Origin of the sequence: Klebsiella sp. GB_Kp056, from assembly GCF_040064755.1 — a bacterium.
Classification (GTDB): Bacteria; Pseudomonadota; Gammaproteobacteria; order Enterobacterales; family Enterobacteriaceae; genus Klebsiella; species Klebsiella quasipneumoniae.
Genome location: NZ_JBEAJA010000054.1, coordinates 279493 through 294051 on the forward strand (window position 1 = coordinate 279493; position 14559 = coordinate 294051).

The 14559-nt window shown below is 60.9% G+C and carries 17 protein-coding genes; 2 read left to right on the forward strand and 15 right to left on the reverse strand.

What is annotated here, in order from left to right; genetic code table 11:
* Positions 1–69: 69 nt before the first annotated feature.
* A complete protein-coding gene (gene argA, locus ABLV52_RS16710; RefSeq protein ID WP_004149616.1) occupies positions 70–1401 on the reverse strand; it encodes an amino-acid N-acetyltransferase in 1332 nt (443 codons plus the stop codon).
* Positions 1402–1627: 226 nt separating this feature from the next.
* Between argA and amiC the strand changes: the two genes are divergently transcribed.
* Positions 1628–2881 carry an N-acetylmuramoyl-L-alanine amidase AmiC gene (gene amiC, locus ABLV52_RS16715; protein ID WP_023290890.1) on the forward strand — a complete coding sequence of 418 codons (1254 nt, stop codon included), beginning with the start codon at positions 1628–1630 and terminating at the stop codon, positions 2879–2881.
* Positions 2882–2898: 17 nt separating this feature from the next.
* The gene (gene cobD / locus ABLV52_RS16720) at positions 2899–3975 is read left to right on the forward strand and encodes a threonine-phosphate decarboxylase CobD (protein WP_348890629.1); all 1077 of its coding nucleotides are present in this window, start codon (positions 2899–2901) and stop codon (positions 3973–3975) included.
* 3 nt (positions 3976–3978) lie between these two features.
* On the opposite strand, the gene ABLV52_RS16725 is transcribed toward cobD, so the two are convergent.
* The 14 genes from ABLV52_RS16725 to pduJ form a co-directional block, all read right to left on the reverse strand.
* Complete coding sequence (locus tag ABLV52_RS16725) at positions 3979–4845, reverse strand: L-threonine kinase (RefSeq protein WP_348890630.1); 867 nt, start codon at positions 4843–4845, stop codon at positions 3979–3981.
* Positions 4846–4936: 91 nt separating this feature from the next.
* Positions 4937–6151, reverse strand: coding sequence for an acetate/propionate family kinase (locus tag ABLV52_RS16730; RefSeq protein WP_348890631.1), 1215 nt, complete (start codon positions 6149–6151; stop codon positions 4937–4939).
* Positions 6136–6588 (reverse strand): propanediol utilization protein PduV, encoded by a 453-nt coding sequence (pduV, locus tag ABLV52_RS16735; protein WP_348890632.1) that lies wholly within the window; start codon positions 6586–6588, stop codon positions 6136–6138. Before pduV ends, ABLV52_RS16730 begins: the two co-directional genes overlap by 16 nt.
* A 4-nt stretch (positions 6589–6592) precedes the next feature.
* On the reverse strand, positions 6593–6943 hold the full coding sequence (gene pduU, locus ABLV52_RS16740) for a propanediol utilization microcompartment protein PduU (protein ID WP_032453966.1): 351 nt from the start codon (positions 6941–6943) through the stop codon (positions 6593–6595).
* Positions 6943–7497, reverse strand: a complete 555-nt coding sequence (gene pduT, locus ABLV52_RS16745; RefSeq protein ID WP_000075777.1) for a propanediol utilization microcompartment protein PduT — start codon at positions 7495–7497, stop codon at positions 6943–6945. Before pduT ends, pduU begins: the two co-directional genes overlap by 1 nt.
* A gap of 2 nt (positions 7498–7499) precedes the next feature.
* A complete protein-coding gene (gene pduS, locus ABLV52_RS16750; RefSeq protein ID WP_348890633.1) occupies positions 7500–8855 on the reverse strand; it encodes a cobalamin reductase PduS in 1356 nt (451 codons plus the stop codon).
* Positions 8852–9964, reverse strand: a complete 1113-nt coding sequence (gene pduQ, locus ABLV52_RS16755; RefSeq protein ID WP_348890634.1) for a 1-propanol dehydrogenase PduQ — start codon at positions 9962–9964, stop codon at positions 8852–8854. Before pduQ ends, pduS begins: the two co-directional genes overlap by 4 nt.
* Positions 9965–9975: 11 nt before the next feature.
* Positions 9976–11367 carry a CoA-acylating propionaldehyde dehydrogenase PduP gene (gene pduP, locus ABLV52_RS16760; protein WP_348890635.1) on the reverse strand — a complete coding sequence of 464 codons (1392 nt, stop codon included), beginning with the start codon at positions 11365–11367 and terminating at the stop codon, positions 9976–9978.
* Positions 11364–12374, reverse strand: coding sequence for a two-domain cob(I)yrinic acid a,c-diamide adenosyltransferase PduO (gene pduO / locus ABLV52_RS16765; RefSeq protein WP_348890636.1), 1011 nt, complete (start codon positions 12372–12374; stop codon positions 11364–11366). Before pduO ends, pduP begins: the two co-directional genes overlap by 4 nt.
* 9 nt (positions 12375–12383) lie before the next feature.
* Positions 12384–12659, reverse strand: coding sequence for a propanediol utilization microcompartment protein PduN (gene pduN, locus ABLV52_RS16770; RefSeq protein ID WP_000549823.1), 276 nt, complete (start codon positions 12657–12659; stop codon positions 12384–12386).
* A gap of 3 nt (positions 12660–12662) precedes the next feature.
* Complete coding sequence (pduM, locus tag ABLV52_RS16775) at positions 12663–13154, reverse strand: microcompartment protein PduM (protein WP_024274643.1); 492 nt, start codon at positions 13152–13154, stop codon at positions 12663–12665.
* On the reverse strand, positions 13151–13783 hold the full coding sequence (locus ABLV52_RS16780; RefSeq protein WP_004115022.1) for a phosphate propanoyltransferase: 633 nt from the start codon (positions 13781–13783) through the stop codon (positions 13151–13153). Before ABLV52_RS16780 ends, pduM begins: the two co-directional genes overlap by 4 nt.
* The gene (locus ABLV52_RS16785; RefSeq protein ID WP_348890637.1) at positions 13783–14265 is read right to left on the reverse strand and encodes a BMC domain-containing protein; all 483 of its coding nucleotides are present in this window, start codon (positions 14263–14265) and stop codon (positions 13783–13785) included. The genes ABLV52_RS16780 and ABLV52_RS16785 overlap by 1 nt, the downstream gene beginning before the upstream one ends.
* A 3-nt stretch (positions 14266–14268) precedes the next feature.
* A complete protein-coding gene (gene pduJ / locus ABLV52_RS16790) occupies positions 14269–14544 on the reverse strand; it encodes a propanediol utilization microcompartment protein PduJ (RefSeq protein WP_001057755.1) in 276 nt (91 codons plus the stop codon).
* Positions 14545–14559: the final 15 nt, after the last annotated feature.

A 14559-nucleotide genomic window follows, 5' to 3' on the forward strand; every position in this document is an offset into this window, starting at 1 on the left:
GCAGGGGACTGGCCCGGGGAGCGATAAACGCCGGTTTATCCCGGGCCGTTAGCAACAGCGAAGAAGGGCTTAAGCGAGGTCGGCCATCAGCACCTTCGACCGGCGCTGATAGTTATACATCTGCTTTTTACTCTCCGGCAGCAGGTCGATATCCACCGGCGTGAAGCCGCGCTCCTGGAACCAGTGGATGCTGCGGGTGGTTAACACAAACAGCTTGCTCAGCCCCATCTGTCTGGCCTGGGCGGCAATACGCTCCAGCAGCACCTCTCCCCGCGACGAGCTCCGGTAATCCGGATGCACCGCCACGCAGGCCATTTCGCCGATCTTCTCTTCCGGGAAAGGATAGAGGGCGGCGCAGGCGATAGTGGTGTTATCGCGCTGAATAATAGTGAATTTGTCGATCTCCATCTCCAGCTGCTCGCGGGAGCGGCGCACCAGGATGCCCTGCTGTTCCAGCGGGCTTATCAGCTCGAGAATACCGCCGATATCGTTGATGGTCGCCCGACGGATTTGCTCTGCGCTCTCCATGACGATCTGGGTGCCGATGCCGTCGCGTGAGAATAGCTCCTGCAGCAGCGCGCCATTCTCCTGATAGCTGATCAGGTGGCAGCGCCGCACGCCGCTGCGGCAGGCCTTCACGGCCCCGCGCAGGAAGCGCACGGTACCGGAGTTATAATCTTCGTCCGCTTCCAGCTCTTCGACGCGGGCCTGCGCTTCATTGGGGAACAGTTCGGAGACAATTTCCCCGGCCTGGTTGTAAACCCCTTGCGAAGAACAGAAGCCGATCATTTTCTCTGCTTTCAGCTTGATAGCCAACTGGGTGGCGATCTCTTCCGAAGTCAGGTTAAAGCTTTCGCCGGTGACCGACACCGCGACCGGCCCCATCAGCACAATGGCGCCGCTGTCGAGCTGGCGATGAATCGCCTCTTCGTCAATGCGGCGAATGCGGCCGCTGTGGCAATAATCAACGCCGTCATCAACGCCCAGCGGCTGGGCAATGATAAAGTTGCCGCTGACGACGTTGATATGGGCTCCCTGCAGCGGGGTGTTGTTGAGGCTCATCGACAGGCGGGCGGTGATCTCCAGCTGCAGCATCCCCGCCGCCTGCTTAACCAGCTCCAGCGTTTTGGCGTCAGTCACTCGCGTCTGCTTGTGATAGACCGGCTCGTGATGGTGCTCGGCGAGGTTAGCGTCAATCTGCGGGCGGGCGCCATAGACCACCACCAGGCGAATGCCCAGGCTATGCAATAACCCTATGTCATTGACAATATTTGAGAAATTTTCATGCTCAATGGCTTCGCCGCCCAGCATGATGACAAACGTTTTTCCCCGATGGGCATTAATATAGGGAACAGAATGGCGGAATCCTTCTACCAGTTCAGTGCGACGTTCCTTCACCATGACAAACCCTCAATGCATGATTATTCGTAATTATTGTATTTTTATTCTGTTTTGCCGTTAAACGCAAGCCCCAATTTGAGGCTAAGCCCTGAAAAACATGTGACCCGGCGCAGGGTGTCAATGAATGTTTACCCTTTTATAGATGACAGGTTATATGCCTTTCGTTAAAGTTTCTGGTCAATCTGTTTGTTTTGGGTATAAATGCGTTTTATTGCTTGGGAGTGGCATGTCGGGAAACAACTCTGGATTAAGCCGTCGCCGTCTGCTGCAGGGCGCGGGCGCCATGTGGTTAATGAGCGTGAGCCCCGTTGGGCTGGCCGCCGCCGCGCGGGTGGTTGCCGTTCGCGTCTGGCCAGCATCGACCTACACGCGCGTCACGGTGGAATCGAATCATGTGCTGAAATACCGGCAGTTTGCCCTCAGTAATCCAGAACGGGTGGTGGTGGATCTGGAAGGGGTTAATCTGAACTCGGTGCTGAAAGGCATGGGAGGGCAGATCCGCGATGACGATCCCTTTATTAAGTCCGCCCGCGTGGGCCAGTTTGATCCGCAAACCGTGCGCATGGTCTTCGAGCTCAAGCAGAACGTTAAGCCGCAGCTGTTTGCCCTTGCGCCGGTGGCCGGCTTTAAAGAGCGTCTGGTGATGGATCTTTACCCCGCCAACGCCACCGATGTGCAGGATCCGCTGCTGGCGCTGCTCGAGGATTACAACAAAGGCGATCTGCAGCGTCAGGTACCGCCGGCGCAAAGCGGGCCGCAGCCGGGCAAAGCCGGGCGCGATCGGCCGATTGTCATTATGCTCGATCCCGGCCACGGCGGCGAAGATTCGGGCGCTGTGGGCAAGTATCGCACCCGCGAGAAAGACGTGGTGCTGCAGATTGCCCGTCGCCTGCGGGCGCTGATCGACAAAGAAGGCAATATGAAGGCCTATATGACCCGCAACGAAGACGTGTTTATCCCGTTGAAGGTGCGTGTCGCCAAGGCGCAGAAGCAGCGCGCCGACCTGTTCGTATCGATTCACGCCGACGCCTTTACCAGCCGCCAGCCCAGCGGCTCCTCGGTGTTTGCGCTCTCCACCAAGGGAGCCACCAGTACCGCGGCAAAATATCTCGCCCAGACGCAGAACGCCTCGGATCTGATCGGTGGGGTCAGCAAGAGCGGCGATCGCTATGTCGACCACACCATGTTCGATATGGTGCAGTCCCTCACCATCGCCGACAGCCTCAAATTTGGTAAGGCGGTGCTGGAGAAAATGGGTAACATCAATAATCTGCACAAAAATCGGGTAGAGCAGGCGGGCTTTGCGGTGCTCAAGGCGCCCGATATCCCCTCCATTCTGGTGGAGACGGCGTTTATCAGTAACGTGGAAGAGGAGCGGAAGCTGAAAACGGCCAAATTCCAGCAGGAGGTGGCCGAGTCGATCCTTGCCGGGATTAAAGCGTACTTCGCCGACGGCGCGACGCTGGCCCGGCGTGGATAACCACACAGGAAAAGGATATGGCCTTACTGAAAAGCGCCCATGGCGGCAATATCCGCGAGGCCGCCGCCCTGCTGGGCATTGCTCCCAACGAGCTGCTGGATTTTAGCGCCAACATCAATCCGCTGGGAATGCCTGCCTCGCTCAGGCAGGCGATCGTCGATAACCTCGGCTGCGCCGAGCGCTATCCTGACGTCGAATATCAACAGCTGCACCAGGCGCTGGCGGCCCACCATCAGCTGCCGGCGGGGCATATCCTCGCCGGCAATGGCGAAACCGAATCGATCTTCACCCTCGCCCACGGCCTTAAGCCGAGGCGGGCAATGATCGTCATTCCTGGCTTCGCGGAGTACCGGCGGGCGCTGCAAACCGTGGATTGCGCGGTCGTGGAGTATGCCCTTCGGGAGTGCGATGGCTGGCAGCTGACCGACGCGATCCTCGATGCCCTCACCCCGGCGCTGGACTGCCTGTTTCTCTGCACGCCGAACAACCCCACCGGCCTGCTGCCAGAGCGGGGCCTGCTGGAAGCCATTGCCCGGCGTTGCCAGGCGCTGAACATCAGCCTGATCCTCGATGAGGCCTTCCTTGACTTTATCCCCGACCAGCCGGGGTTTATTCCCCTGCTGGCGCAGTATCCGCACGTCTGGGTTTTGCGCTCGCTCACTAAGTTTTATGCCATTCCGGGACTGCGTCTTGGCTACCTGCTCAATGCTGACGCGCAGGCGGTAGCCCGACTGCGCGAGGGACAAATGCCGTGGTCCATCAATGCGTATGCCGCGCTGGCCGGCGAGATCATCCTCCAGGACCGGGCGTATCAGCGGGCCACCTGGCAGTGGCTGCAGGAGGAGGGGGCGCGTTTCTACGCGCAGCTGCAGGAGATAGCCGGGCTGACCGTGTGGCCCGGGCGCGCCAACTACCTGTTCTTGCGCTGCGACAGACCAGAGCTTGACCTGCAATATGCCCTGTTGCGCCAGCATGTGCTGATCCGCAGCTGCGCGAATTACCCGGGGCTTGATAGCCGCTATTTCCGGGTGGCGATCCGCAGCGCCGGCGAAAACGACCAGCTGCTGGCGGCGCTGCGCCGGGCGCTGGCCTGAGCCCTATTGCAGGGTGACGCCCCCCGGGACCATCGCCAGCAAGTGCTGCAGCGGCCAGTGGGCGGCGATGTCGCTGTCTGCCAGCCGCCATTTTATAAAGTCGACGTCATGACGACGGCGGTCCAGCAGCAGGCCGACGACGCTGCCGCTGTGCGCCACGTTAAGGCCATAGAGCCCTGCGCTTTCCACCAGGTCCAGCAGCGCGTCAAACCCCGGCTTGGGCAACAGCCGCTGGCTGGCGATGGCGCTGATGGTCGCCGCTTCGCCCAGCAGCTGCGGGCTACCGCGCTGGCAGGCCTGCTGCACTTTCTCCCACGCCAGCTGCAGCCGGGAGGCGTTAGCCAGCAGACCCGGCTCGCGCGGCAGCTGGTGGTAGTCAGTGGTGCGCAGCGTCAGCGGGCTCTCCAGCACTAACAGGTCGAGCGCCGGCGGCGCAGGGCAGGTGATTTGCGTGGCGGCGGTATTATGGTCGAACAGCGTCAGCTGGCGGAACAGGGTGCTGTCGGTGGGCTCCAGCGCGACGCACAGGCGCGCCAGCGTCGGCTCATCCAGCGCGTGGCCCAGATGATGGGCGGTAGCCGCCGCGGTGGCGGCGATATCGGCGGTGCTGCTGGCCATCCCTTTGGCGACCGGGATCGTCGAGTGCAGGGTGATGCGGATCTGCTGACTCAGCGCCGCCGGGTAGCCCCAGTGGGCCAGCAGCTGGTCGACCATCGCCCGCGACAGTGGCCGCTCATCGTTTCGCGGCGTGCCGGTCTCGACCTCGACGGTGCTGTACCAGTCCACCGGGCAGGAGACCAGCTTCTCGCTGCCGAGGATCCAGCCCTGGATAAGTTCTCCGCACGAGGCGGGACATTGTGCAACGGCCACGTTTTCACCTTTCCGCTTACCTTCGCCAGGGCGCATAGTGGCACGGCGATTCGCCGGTTACCATGATTCTCCGCAAGGGGAGAGGCGCCGTTTATACCGACACCGCCAGCTCGTGCGCCTGCGGCAGCGCCAGGCGCATCACATCGCGGGCAATCATCAGCTCTTCATTGGTATTGATGACCGCCACTTTGACCATCGCATTTTCGGCCTGAATAAAGGTAGCGTTGTGCTGGTTTTTCTCTTCATCGACCGAGAGCCCGAGGAAATTCAGGTTATGGCAGATGGCGCTCCTGGCGCGGGCGGAGTTTTCGCCGATGCCGCCGGTAAAGATCAGCGCGTCCAGGCCGCCCATCTGCATAATATAACTGCCGATGGTGGCGCGAATGCGCTCGGCAAACAGCGAGAGCGCCAGGGCTGCCTGACGATTACCGCTGTCCGCCGCCTGCTCGACATCGCGATAATCGTGCGAGATGCCGGAAACCCCCAGCAGGCCGGACTCGTTATTCAGCAGCTGATTAAGCTGCTCCGGCGTTTTTCCCTCATGCAGCGCCAGCCACGGTAGAATCGACGGATCGATATCGCCGCTGCGGGTGCCCATCATCACGCCGGACTGCGGCGTAAAGCCCATTGATGTGTTAACCGAGCGCCCGCCTTTGATTGCGCAAACGCTGCTGCCGTTGCCGAGATGGCAGCACACCACGCGCAGAGCGCTCAACGGTACGCCCAGCTTTTCCGCCAGCGTCGCGCTAACGTACTTGTGGCTGGTGCCGTGGAAGCCGTAACGGCGAATGCCCAACTCGCTGTAGTAGCGCCAGGGCAGCGGATAGATAAACGCGCGCTCGTCCAGCGTCTGGTGAAAAGCGGTATCAAACACCGCCACCGACGGCGCGTCGGGCAGCAGCTGGCGGAAAACGTTAATGCCCAGCGCGTTGACCGGATTATGCAGCGGGGCCAGCTCCGCCAGGCGCTCGATTTCCGCTAAGGTCTCATCGGTCACCGGCGTCGAATCTTTAAAGCGCTCCCCGCCGTGCGCCACGCGGTGGCCGACGCCATCGATATCCTGCAAACTCTGGATAATCCGATGGTCGAGGAGCTTTTCCAGCAGCAGGGTGACGGCTTCACGGTGATCGGCTACGGGCGCCGTTTCCTGCCATTTTTGCGCCGGCGTTTTGAGGGTCACCTGGGCGTTTGCCATGCCGATACGCTCGATCAATCCCTGGCAGAGCATATCGCCCTGAGGCATCTCCAGCAGCTGGAATTTTAACGATGAACTGCCGGCATTAATGGCCATTATTTTGTAAGACATAAAGGTTCCTTCGAATTCAGAAAATCCAGCACGGCATCAAGACCCAGATTATTCAGCGCGCTGGTGACAAAAATCTGCTGCGCCCCAGCCTGCCTGAGCCACTCCTCGATGAGCGATAACCGCTGCGGGTCGGCCAGGTCGGCTTTGGTGACCAGGCCAATCGTCGGGCGGTTCATCGGGGCGGTAAAACCCGGAGAAAACGGCGACCACTGGGCGTCGGCGTTCAGCACCAGAGCGATAACGTCGGCCTCGCAGGCGCTGGTCAACAGAGCGCTATAAAGGCAGCGGTTCTCCAGATATTCGCCCGGCGTGTCGATGGCCATCGGCGACCATTCAATCGCCTGGGTTTTCTTATAATGGAGCGTTTCGCCGCGCAGGCCCTGGGTCAGCGAGGTTTTGCCGCACTGGCTGGGGCCGATCAACATCAGACGTTTCATCGCGCTACGTCCGGGTTATTGAGCAGGTAGTAAACTGCATCATCTCGCCCAGGGTGCGCGTCACCTGCCTGAGGGCGTACTCGACGGCGGAAACGTCGCCGGTCAGCACCACGGCGCCGGTAAAGCGGTCAAGAAAACCGATCTCCACCGCGCCGGATTTGGTGGCGATATCGCAGGCGATAATCGACGCCTCGCTGGGCGTAATGGTGAGGATGCCGATGGCGGACACCGCATCCTGCAGGCCGAGTTTCTTAAAGAGATCTTTCCCGGGATTGGCAATCAGGTGCGCGAGGGTGACCTGTTTCCCGGGAACGTATTCCTGAATCATGCGATCCGTTGTTGGCTGTCTTTCCATTATCCCTCCACCATCTGTCGCCACATGGCTTCATGCGGTCGCGGGATTACCGAACGATAAACCAGCAGCCCTTTTTCACCCGCGCTTTCGCTGGCTACCGTAACCGCGTTGTTGACGTCGGAAACGTCGCCCGCCACCACCATGTAGCATTTACCGCCGATGCCGAAGGCCATATGCACCCGTACCAGGGTGACGTTGGAGCCTTTCACCGCCCGGTCCGCGGCGCTGATGCAGGCCGCAACGCTCCAGGTTTCAACGATGCCGACCGCCTGGCGCTTGTCTACGCTGTTCAGGCCGCTGATGGCCGGGAGTACGCTGGGATGGATATTCGCCAGCACCAGGCTGTCGACGAGCATTTCGCCGGCCTGCGAAGTGCCGGTTTCAATGGCCTGCTGGATGGCGCCGATATCCCCGCCGAGCATCAACAGAAACTTACCCGGGCAGATAGTCTTGCTGACCAGCAGATTGACGTTGGCGCTTTTCAGCATCGCATCGCCGAGTTCCATTCCTTTGGCAATGCTGGTGAGTTCTAAAATTCCTATAGCCTGAGACATGGTTAACCTCTTACAACCGTGATGGCCTGTTCGCTGATGGCCGCAACCACGCCGTCGATGCTGGCGTGAACCGGCGCGCCTAATGCGCCTGCCGGGATATCGGCAACGCATTGCCCACGCGTGACGCGTTCTCCCACTGCAACGTTCGCTACCGCGCTGGCGCCGATATGCTGGCGCAACTGCAACGTCACGGTTTCTACTGCCGGTTCGTCTTCCACCAGCGGCGCCTCCTGATACCAGGGGCTCAGCCCCAGTTTGGCGATCAGTCGCTTCACCGGCACGAGGCGATATTTCGCCATTTCGTCGGCCGGATAGAGCGGCCCTTCATAGCGCTGGTTTTGCGCGCGCAGCTCGCGTTTCAGCATGCGGTTGATGCGCATCGGCGAGATCCCCACCGGACAGGCCACGCTTTCGCAGACGTTGCATTCCGAACAGGTGAGGGCGCTCAGCAGCAGCTGGGGCGTGGCGGCCTGATGAAAGTTCACCGCCCGCACCAGCAGGTGCGGGGAGAGTTCGTGGCCGATCAGATGCCGTGGGCAGAGATCGGTACACAGTCGGCACTGCTCGCAGACGGTACGGGCCACGGAAAGCACCGTGCGCTCGTCCTGCATCCGCCGCTGGATAAGCGGATGGCTTTTCGGCAGCACCAGCAGGCCGCCGGTAGTTTTGGTTACCGGGCTATCGAGAGAAGTCATCAGGCCGCCCATCATCGGGCCACCGTTAATAAAACCGGGGTCGTCGACCGTCGCGCCGCCCGCCAGTGCCAGCACTTCGCGCAGCGACATGCCGATGGGGACGGTGACGGTCAGCGGCCGGGCGACCGCGCCGTTAACGGTCAGCGTGCGGCGGGTCACCGGAAACTGCTGCTCAACCGCACGGGCCATGTTGAGCACCGTTTGTACGTTATTCACCACGACCCCAACGCTGGCCGGCAGCGCGGCGGGCGCGACCCGGCGACCGGTAGCCAACCAGATAGTCAGCACCTCATCGCCTGCGGGATAGACATCCGGCAGAATATGCAGGCGAATACCGGCAGGCAGCAGCGGGGTGAGCGCGTCGATAGCCCGGCGGTACTTCTCTTTCAGGGCGATAACCCCTTCGCGCGCGCCGGTTGCCGTCATCGCGTACTGCACGCCGCGGGCCAGACGTGCAGCCTGCTGCCACATCAGCTGCTGGTCGACCTTGAGCATCGGTTCGCACTCGGCGGCGTTAACCAGAAAGATCTCCACCTGCGCCTGCAGCTTCACGTGGGCGGGAAAACCCGCGCCGCCCGCGCCGACGACGCCCGCTGCGCGAACGCGCTCGCGGATCTCCTCGGCGCTTCTGGCCATTTCAACAGCGTTGACGGCGGTACTCATAGCAGTTCCTCCAGCAGTTCCTGAATTTCCCCGGCGCTGGCCGGGCGAGGATTCGTGCGCAAGGTCACGTCAGCCAGTGCGGCCTGCACCATGGCCGGAATGCGCGCTGAGTACTCGGCACGTCCCTCTTTCAGCGCGACCGCCAGTGACGGCAGCGCACAGCGCTGCTTGAGCCGTTCGATTTGCTGGATCAGCGCATTGATCGCCGTACTATCGCTGGCGTCTGCCGGACAAAAGCCGCAGGCTTTGGCCAGCCGCGCGTAGCGTTTTCCGGCGCGCGGATGACCGGCGTTAAAGCGGATAACCGCGGTTAACAGCAGCGCGTTGGCCAGTCCGTGCGGGAGATGAAACTGCCCGCCAAGCTGGTGGGCGATAGCATGGTTAAGCCCCAGCCCCGCCTGGCTGAACGCCATCCCGGCAAGCGTTGAGGCATTGTGCATTTTCCCGCGCGTCGCCACGCAGTCGCCTTTTTCCACCGCCGTGGGCAGATACTGGAACACCAGTTTGGCGGCTTTTTCCGCCAGCGCGTCGGTAAAGTCGCTGGCGTGCGGAGAGACCCACGCCTCCAGCGCGTGGGTCAGCACGTCCATGCCGGTGTTGGCCGTAATCTGCGGCGGCACGCTGACCACCAGCTCCGGGTCAAGGATCGCCATATCGGGATAGAGCGCATTGTTGAACAGCGGGTACTTGATGCCTTTATCCGGATCGCTAATTACGCAGGCGCTGGTTACTTCTGAACCGGTACCGCTGGTGGTCGGTATAGCCACGCAGGTTTCGATGCTGATGCCGCTCTGCTGACTGAACCAGACGATAGCTTTCGCCGCATCCATTGCCGATCCGCCGCCGAAGCCGATGACCACCTGCGGCTGCAGGGCCTGCATTTGCGCAATGCCCTGCACCACGGTGTGGATAGTGGGGTCCGGGGTTATCTCGCTAAAGACGCTAATGCGGTTATCTGCGGGCAATGCATTACGCAGGGTTTCCAGCAGCGGCGAGCGCGCCAGAAAGCCATCGCAGATAATCCAGATGTGCTTGTTGGTAAAGCGCTTGAGCACCGCCAGGCTACCCTGACCGCTGTACAATCGCGTTTGTAGTGAGAAAGTCTTCATCGCGACCTCGGTTAGCGAATGGAAAAGCCGTTGGTCAGCACGCAGCGACGGGAGCGGGCAAACGTGCGCGCCGAGGTTGTCCCTTCACCGGTCGGCGTGGCGATAGTAAAGGTGGTAAAGCCTTCGCCGCCGACGCCGATCCCGGCATAAGAGGGGCCGTTCTTGACGAATATCGAGGTTTGCAGGGTGCGGGCCGCGAGGTTCAGGCGCGACACGTTCTGCGAGTGCATAATGGCGGTATGATGCAGTCCCTCTTCAACCTTCAGCGCCAGGGCCAGCGCGCTATCGAAATCGCTAACTTTCACTATCGGCAGCATCGGCATCAACTGCTCGCTGGTAACCCACGGATCGTCGGCGTTAACCAGCGCTATCAGTAGACGCGGCGCTTTCGACGGAACGGCGATCCCGGCCGCTTCGAGCATGGCTGATGGGCTTTTGCCGACCAGTTTTTTATTCGCCTGGCCTTCAGGCAGGCAGGCGGCGCGGAGTTTGTCGGTGTCGGCAGGGCTCAGCAGCAGCGCGCCGAAGGTTTGCATTTGCTGCACCAGACGTTCGGCGACGCTCTCCACCACAATCAGGCTCTTCTCGGCAATGCAGGGCAGGTTGTAATCGAACGAGGCGCCGTTGATGATATCTTCCGCCGCTTTAACCAGATCCGCCGTTTCATCAACGATGCAGGGCGGGTTACCCGCACCGGCGCCAATGACTTTCTTACCGCTCTTCATGCCCATCGCCACAATACCCGGGCCGCCGGTAATGGCCAGCACCGCAATGCGCGGATGGGCCATCATCTGCTGGGTGGCTTCGAAAGTGGGTTCTGCTACGGTAACCACCAGATTGCGGATGCCGCAGCAGCGGAAAACAATCTCTTCAATCATGCTAATCAGCTTCAGTGAGACCTTTTTTGCTCCCGGATGCGGGCTGAAGTAGACGCTATTGCCCGCCGCCAGCATGCTGATGCTGTTATTAATGATGGTTTCCGTCGGGTTGGTGCTCGGTGCGACCGACCCGATAACGCCAAATGGCGAATACTCAAACAGCACCATGCCGCCGTCGCCGGTCAGTGCCGTGGTGGTGAGATCTTCCACGCCCGGCGTGTTGTCCAGCGCAGCTTTGTTTTTCAAAAATTTATCTTCTTTGTTGCCCATCCCCGTTTCATTGGCGCTCTCTTCCGCCAGGGCGGCCAGATGCGGCGTCAGCTCCTGACGCATTGCGCTAATGATGGCGCTGCGGGTTTTTAGCGGGCACTGCTGATAACGTAAGAACGCCTGATGCGCGGCATCAATGGCCTCGCTGACGGACTGAAAAATCCCTTTGCTCTGCGCCGGGTTTGGCGTTTGCCCCGGGGTTAACTGTTCGCTAAGAATGGTGCGAATAAGAGTTTCGAGTTCAGAAGTATTCATTGATGAGTTCCCACGTTAATGGCCGCGATGGCGGTCTGTGCGATATCCATGTCCTGTTCAACGCTGCCGCCGCTGATGCCAAGACCCCCAATTAATGAGCCGTCGCGCCACAGGGCGTAACCGCCGCCAAAGGTCACCACTTTTCCCTGCAAATGCGTTTCGAGGCCATAAAGCGCGGCGCCCGGCTGAACGGCCTCGCTCAGCTCATGGGTCGCCGTTTTCATCGCCACCGCGGTCCAGGCTTTTTTCGGCGCCAGTTCGCTGCTGACCAGCAGGGCGTCCGGCATCCGCCAGGTCACGGTTTCGGTGCCGTGTGCGTCAACGATGCTGATCACCACCGGCACCTGAAGCTGCTGCGCGCGCTCAACGGCGGCGCGGGTGAGCTGGTGCAGATCGTGGAATGAGAGGGCCACGGGCGTCGTCTCCTTGCTGCGGCTCGGTAGAGTGGCGGCCAGATAGCGCCGGCTCACTTCACGAATGATGTTGTTCTGGTGCGCATCGCTATCTTCCGCGCGCGCCAGGGCGTACAGACAGTCTGACAAGCGATTGATGTAGCGCATCAGCACCTGGCGCACGTTGACTTCCGCCGCCAGCTCAACCAGTCGCCGTTCGGCCCGGCGGGCCAGCGTGCGGGCAAAATGCAGGCGGCCCGCGGCTTCGCAACGGCCGGGTAAAATAAAACTGTGCAGCGGTTCGACGCGGGCCATGGCCCGATCGATGGCGGCTTCCAGAGCGGAAATCTCTTCGCTGCTGATGTAGCGCTGTTTCGGCGACGGCCGTTCGCTGTCGCTGGCTAGTTCTGCGCTAAACCAAAAAAGCTGCTGCTGGATGGCCTCAAGTAAGGCGCGGTGATTTTCATCCGCGGCGGCGCAGGCGCACAGGCTCAGCGCGGCGTTCAGCTCATCCAGCGTGCCGTAGGCTTCAACCCGCGGGTGGGTTTTACTCACCCGCTGGCCGGTAAAGAGTGAGGTGGTGCCAGCGTCGCCCGTTCGGGTATAAATCGCCATATTCGCTCCTTAACGTGAAAGCGTATCGACAATGCCGACAACGGCGAGGTCGATGGCCTCGTTTGGCCCGGAAAAAACGTGCCTGGCGCTGGAGCCGCCGCTGAGCAGAACCAGCTCGCCGATCCCCGCGCCGACGGAATCCACGGCGACTTCATCACCGGAGGTCGGCGAGGCGGGAAGCTCGCCATCGGCGCTGACCCGCCGCACCAGCAGCAGCTTTTTGCCGATCAGGGAAGGCGATTTTTGCGTGGAGACAACCGCGCCCGTGACTCGTGCCAGATGCATGAGTTACTCCTGCTTAATTAATTGAATATGCCGCGCCTGTGCCGCTTCGCGCGCCAGCGCGGTCACGATGCATTTGCGGTGGATAACCAGGCGACCCTGGCCCAGCTGCGCGACGTCGCGATAGCTCAGCACCGATCCTGCGTGCAGGATCAGCGGCAGTCCGCGCTCGTCGGTGAAGATCGTCGGCAGGCGCGCCAGTTTTTTGACCGGGATAACCGGCAGCAGCTGGCTGTGCAGGGTGAGCTGCACGCGGATGCCGAAAGCCAGCGCGTCGTGAATTTTCCGGGCCGCAGGATCGTCTGTTTCCGCCTCCGTCAACTGGCCCAGCAGCGGCAGGTCGACAAGCAGGATGCGCAGCGAGGCGTGCTGGCTGAACAGCCCGGGGCAGTCGGCATCGCGCAGCTGCGCAACGCTCAGCGTCGCCGTGCTGTGAGCGCGACGCTGCAGCCTGGAGACGATTTCCTCCACGATGCGCTGCAGAACTTCGCCGTTCATCGCGGGCCTACCAGCCGGGCAAAGGCCTGCGGATTATCGGCGCCGGCGGCGTTGGCTTCATCGGTATCAATGTGCATTTCGAGACGCATATCCGGTGAAACGCGAATCGCCACGTTGTTGAAAATCAGCCCGCGCTCGTCGCCTTCAATGGCCACGGAGACCCTATCGCCGTGGGAAACCCGCAGGATCAGCGCATCGAGCGGCGACATATGAATATGCCGCTGCGCGACGATAACCCCTGACGAGAGCGTCAGTTCGCCATAGGGGCTGACCAGACGGATGCCCGGCGTCCCTTTCAGATCGCCGGACATTCTCAGCGGCGCCGCAACCCCCAGGGTTCGGGCATCGGTACGCGATATTTCCACCTGGCTTACCGAACGCAGTGGGCCGAGCAGACGCACATTTTTAAGCTGCCCCTTCGGCCCTACCAGGGTGACGGTTTGCTCCGCAGCGTACTGTCCCGGCTGCAGCAGCGCTTTTTTCTCGCTGATGGGATGGCCAGGAAACAGGCGTTCATAATCCGACGCCGACAGGTGGATATGACGATTTGAAACCCCCAGCGGAATGGGCCGCAGACGCATCTCGTCGAGGACTTTACTGACCGTTGATTCGAGAAGCTGTTTATCCATTACGCTTCACCTCGCTTGCCGGGATGAATGCAAAGGGTGCGCGGCTCGCCCTTCTGGCGCGGACATTTTGGATCCAGGCACAGGTTGCAGCTGACCACGCCTTGTTGCTGGTGGGGCTCTTCTGCTGGCGCTTCAGAAACGACATTAGCCGTCTCTGACTCTTCAGGCTCAGGTTCCATGACGGAGGGTGGGGGAGCCTCTGCGGGCAGGATCCCTTCTCCGGGTCTGGCGATGACTTTATGAGCCACCAGACCGTTTCGCTGTTCGGCAAACTGTGCACCGGTGGTGATGGCCGCCTGTACTGAGGCCACATCACCGGTAATTTTAATGACCGTCCAGCCTGAACCATTGGTCTTTTCGAGGGCGACCAGCGTGATAGAAGCGGATTTCGCCATGATATCGGCGCAGCTAATAGCCAGTGCCAGACCACAAACTTCAAGTAATCCCAGTGATTGCTTCACGCGGTGCTCCTTATTCGCCATCAATCAGGCTGATTTCGGTAAAATGGCCTCAACGTCGCTGTGCGGACGCGGGATCACGTGGCAGGATTTCACTTCGCCTACGACGCTTGCCGCCGCGCTGCCCGCATCTACCGCCGCTTTGACCGCGCCGACATCGCCGCGAACCATGACGGTCACCAGACCCGAGCCAATTTTTTCGTAGCCGACCAGCTGCACGTTGGCCGATTTCACCATTGCATCGGCGGCCTCAATGGCGCCTACTAACCCTTTTGTTTCAACCAGTCCCAGTGCGTTATTCATACTGCTGTTCTCCTG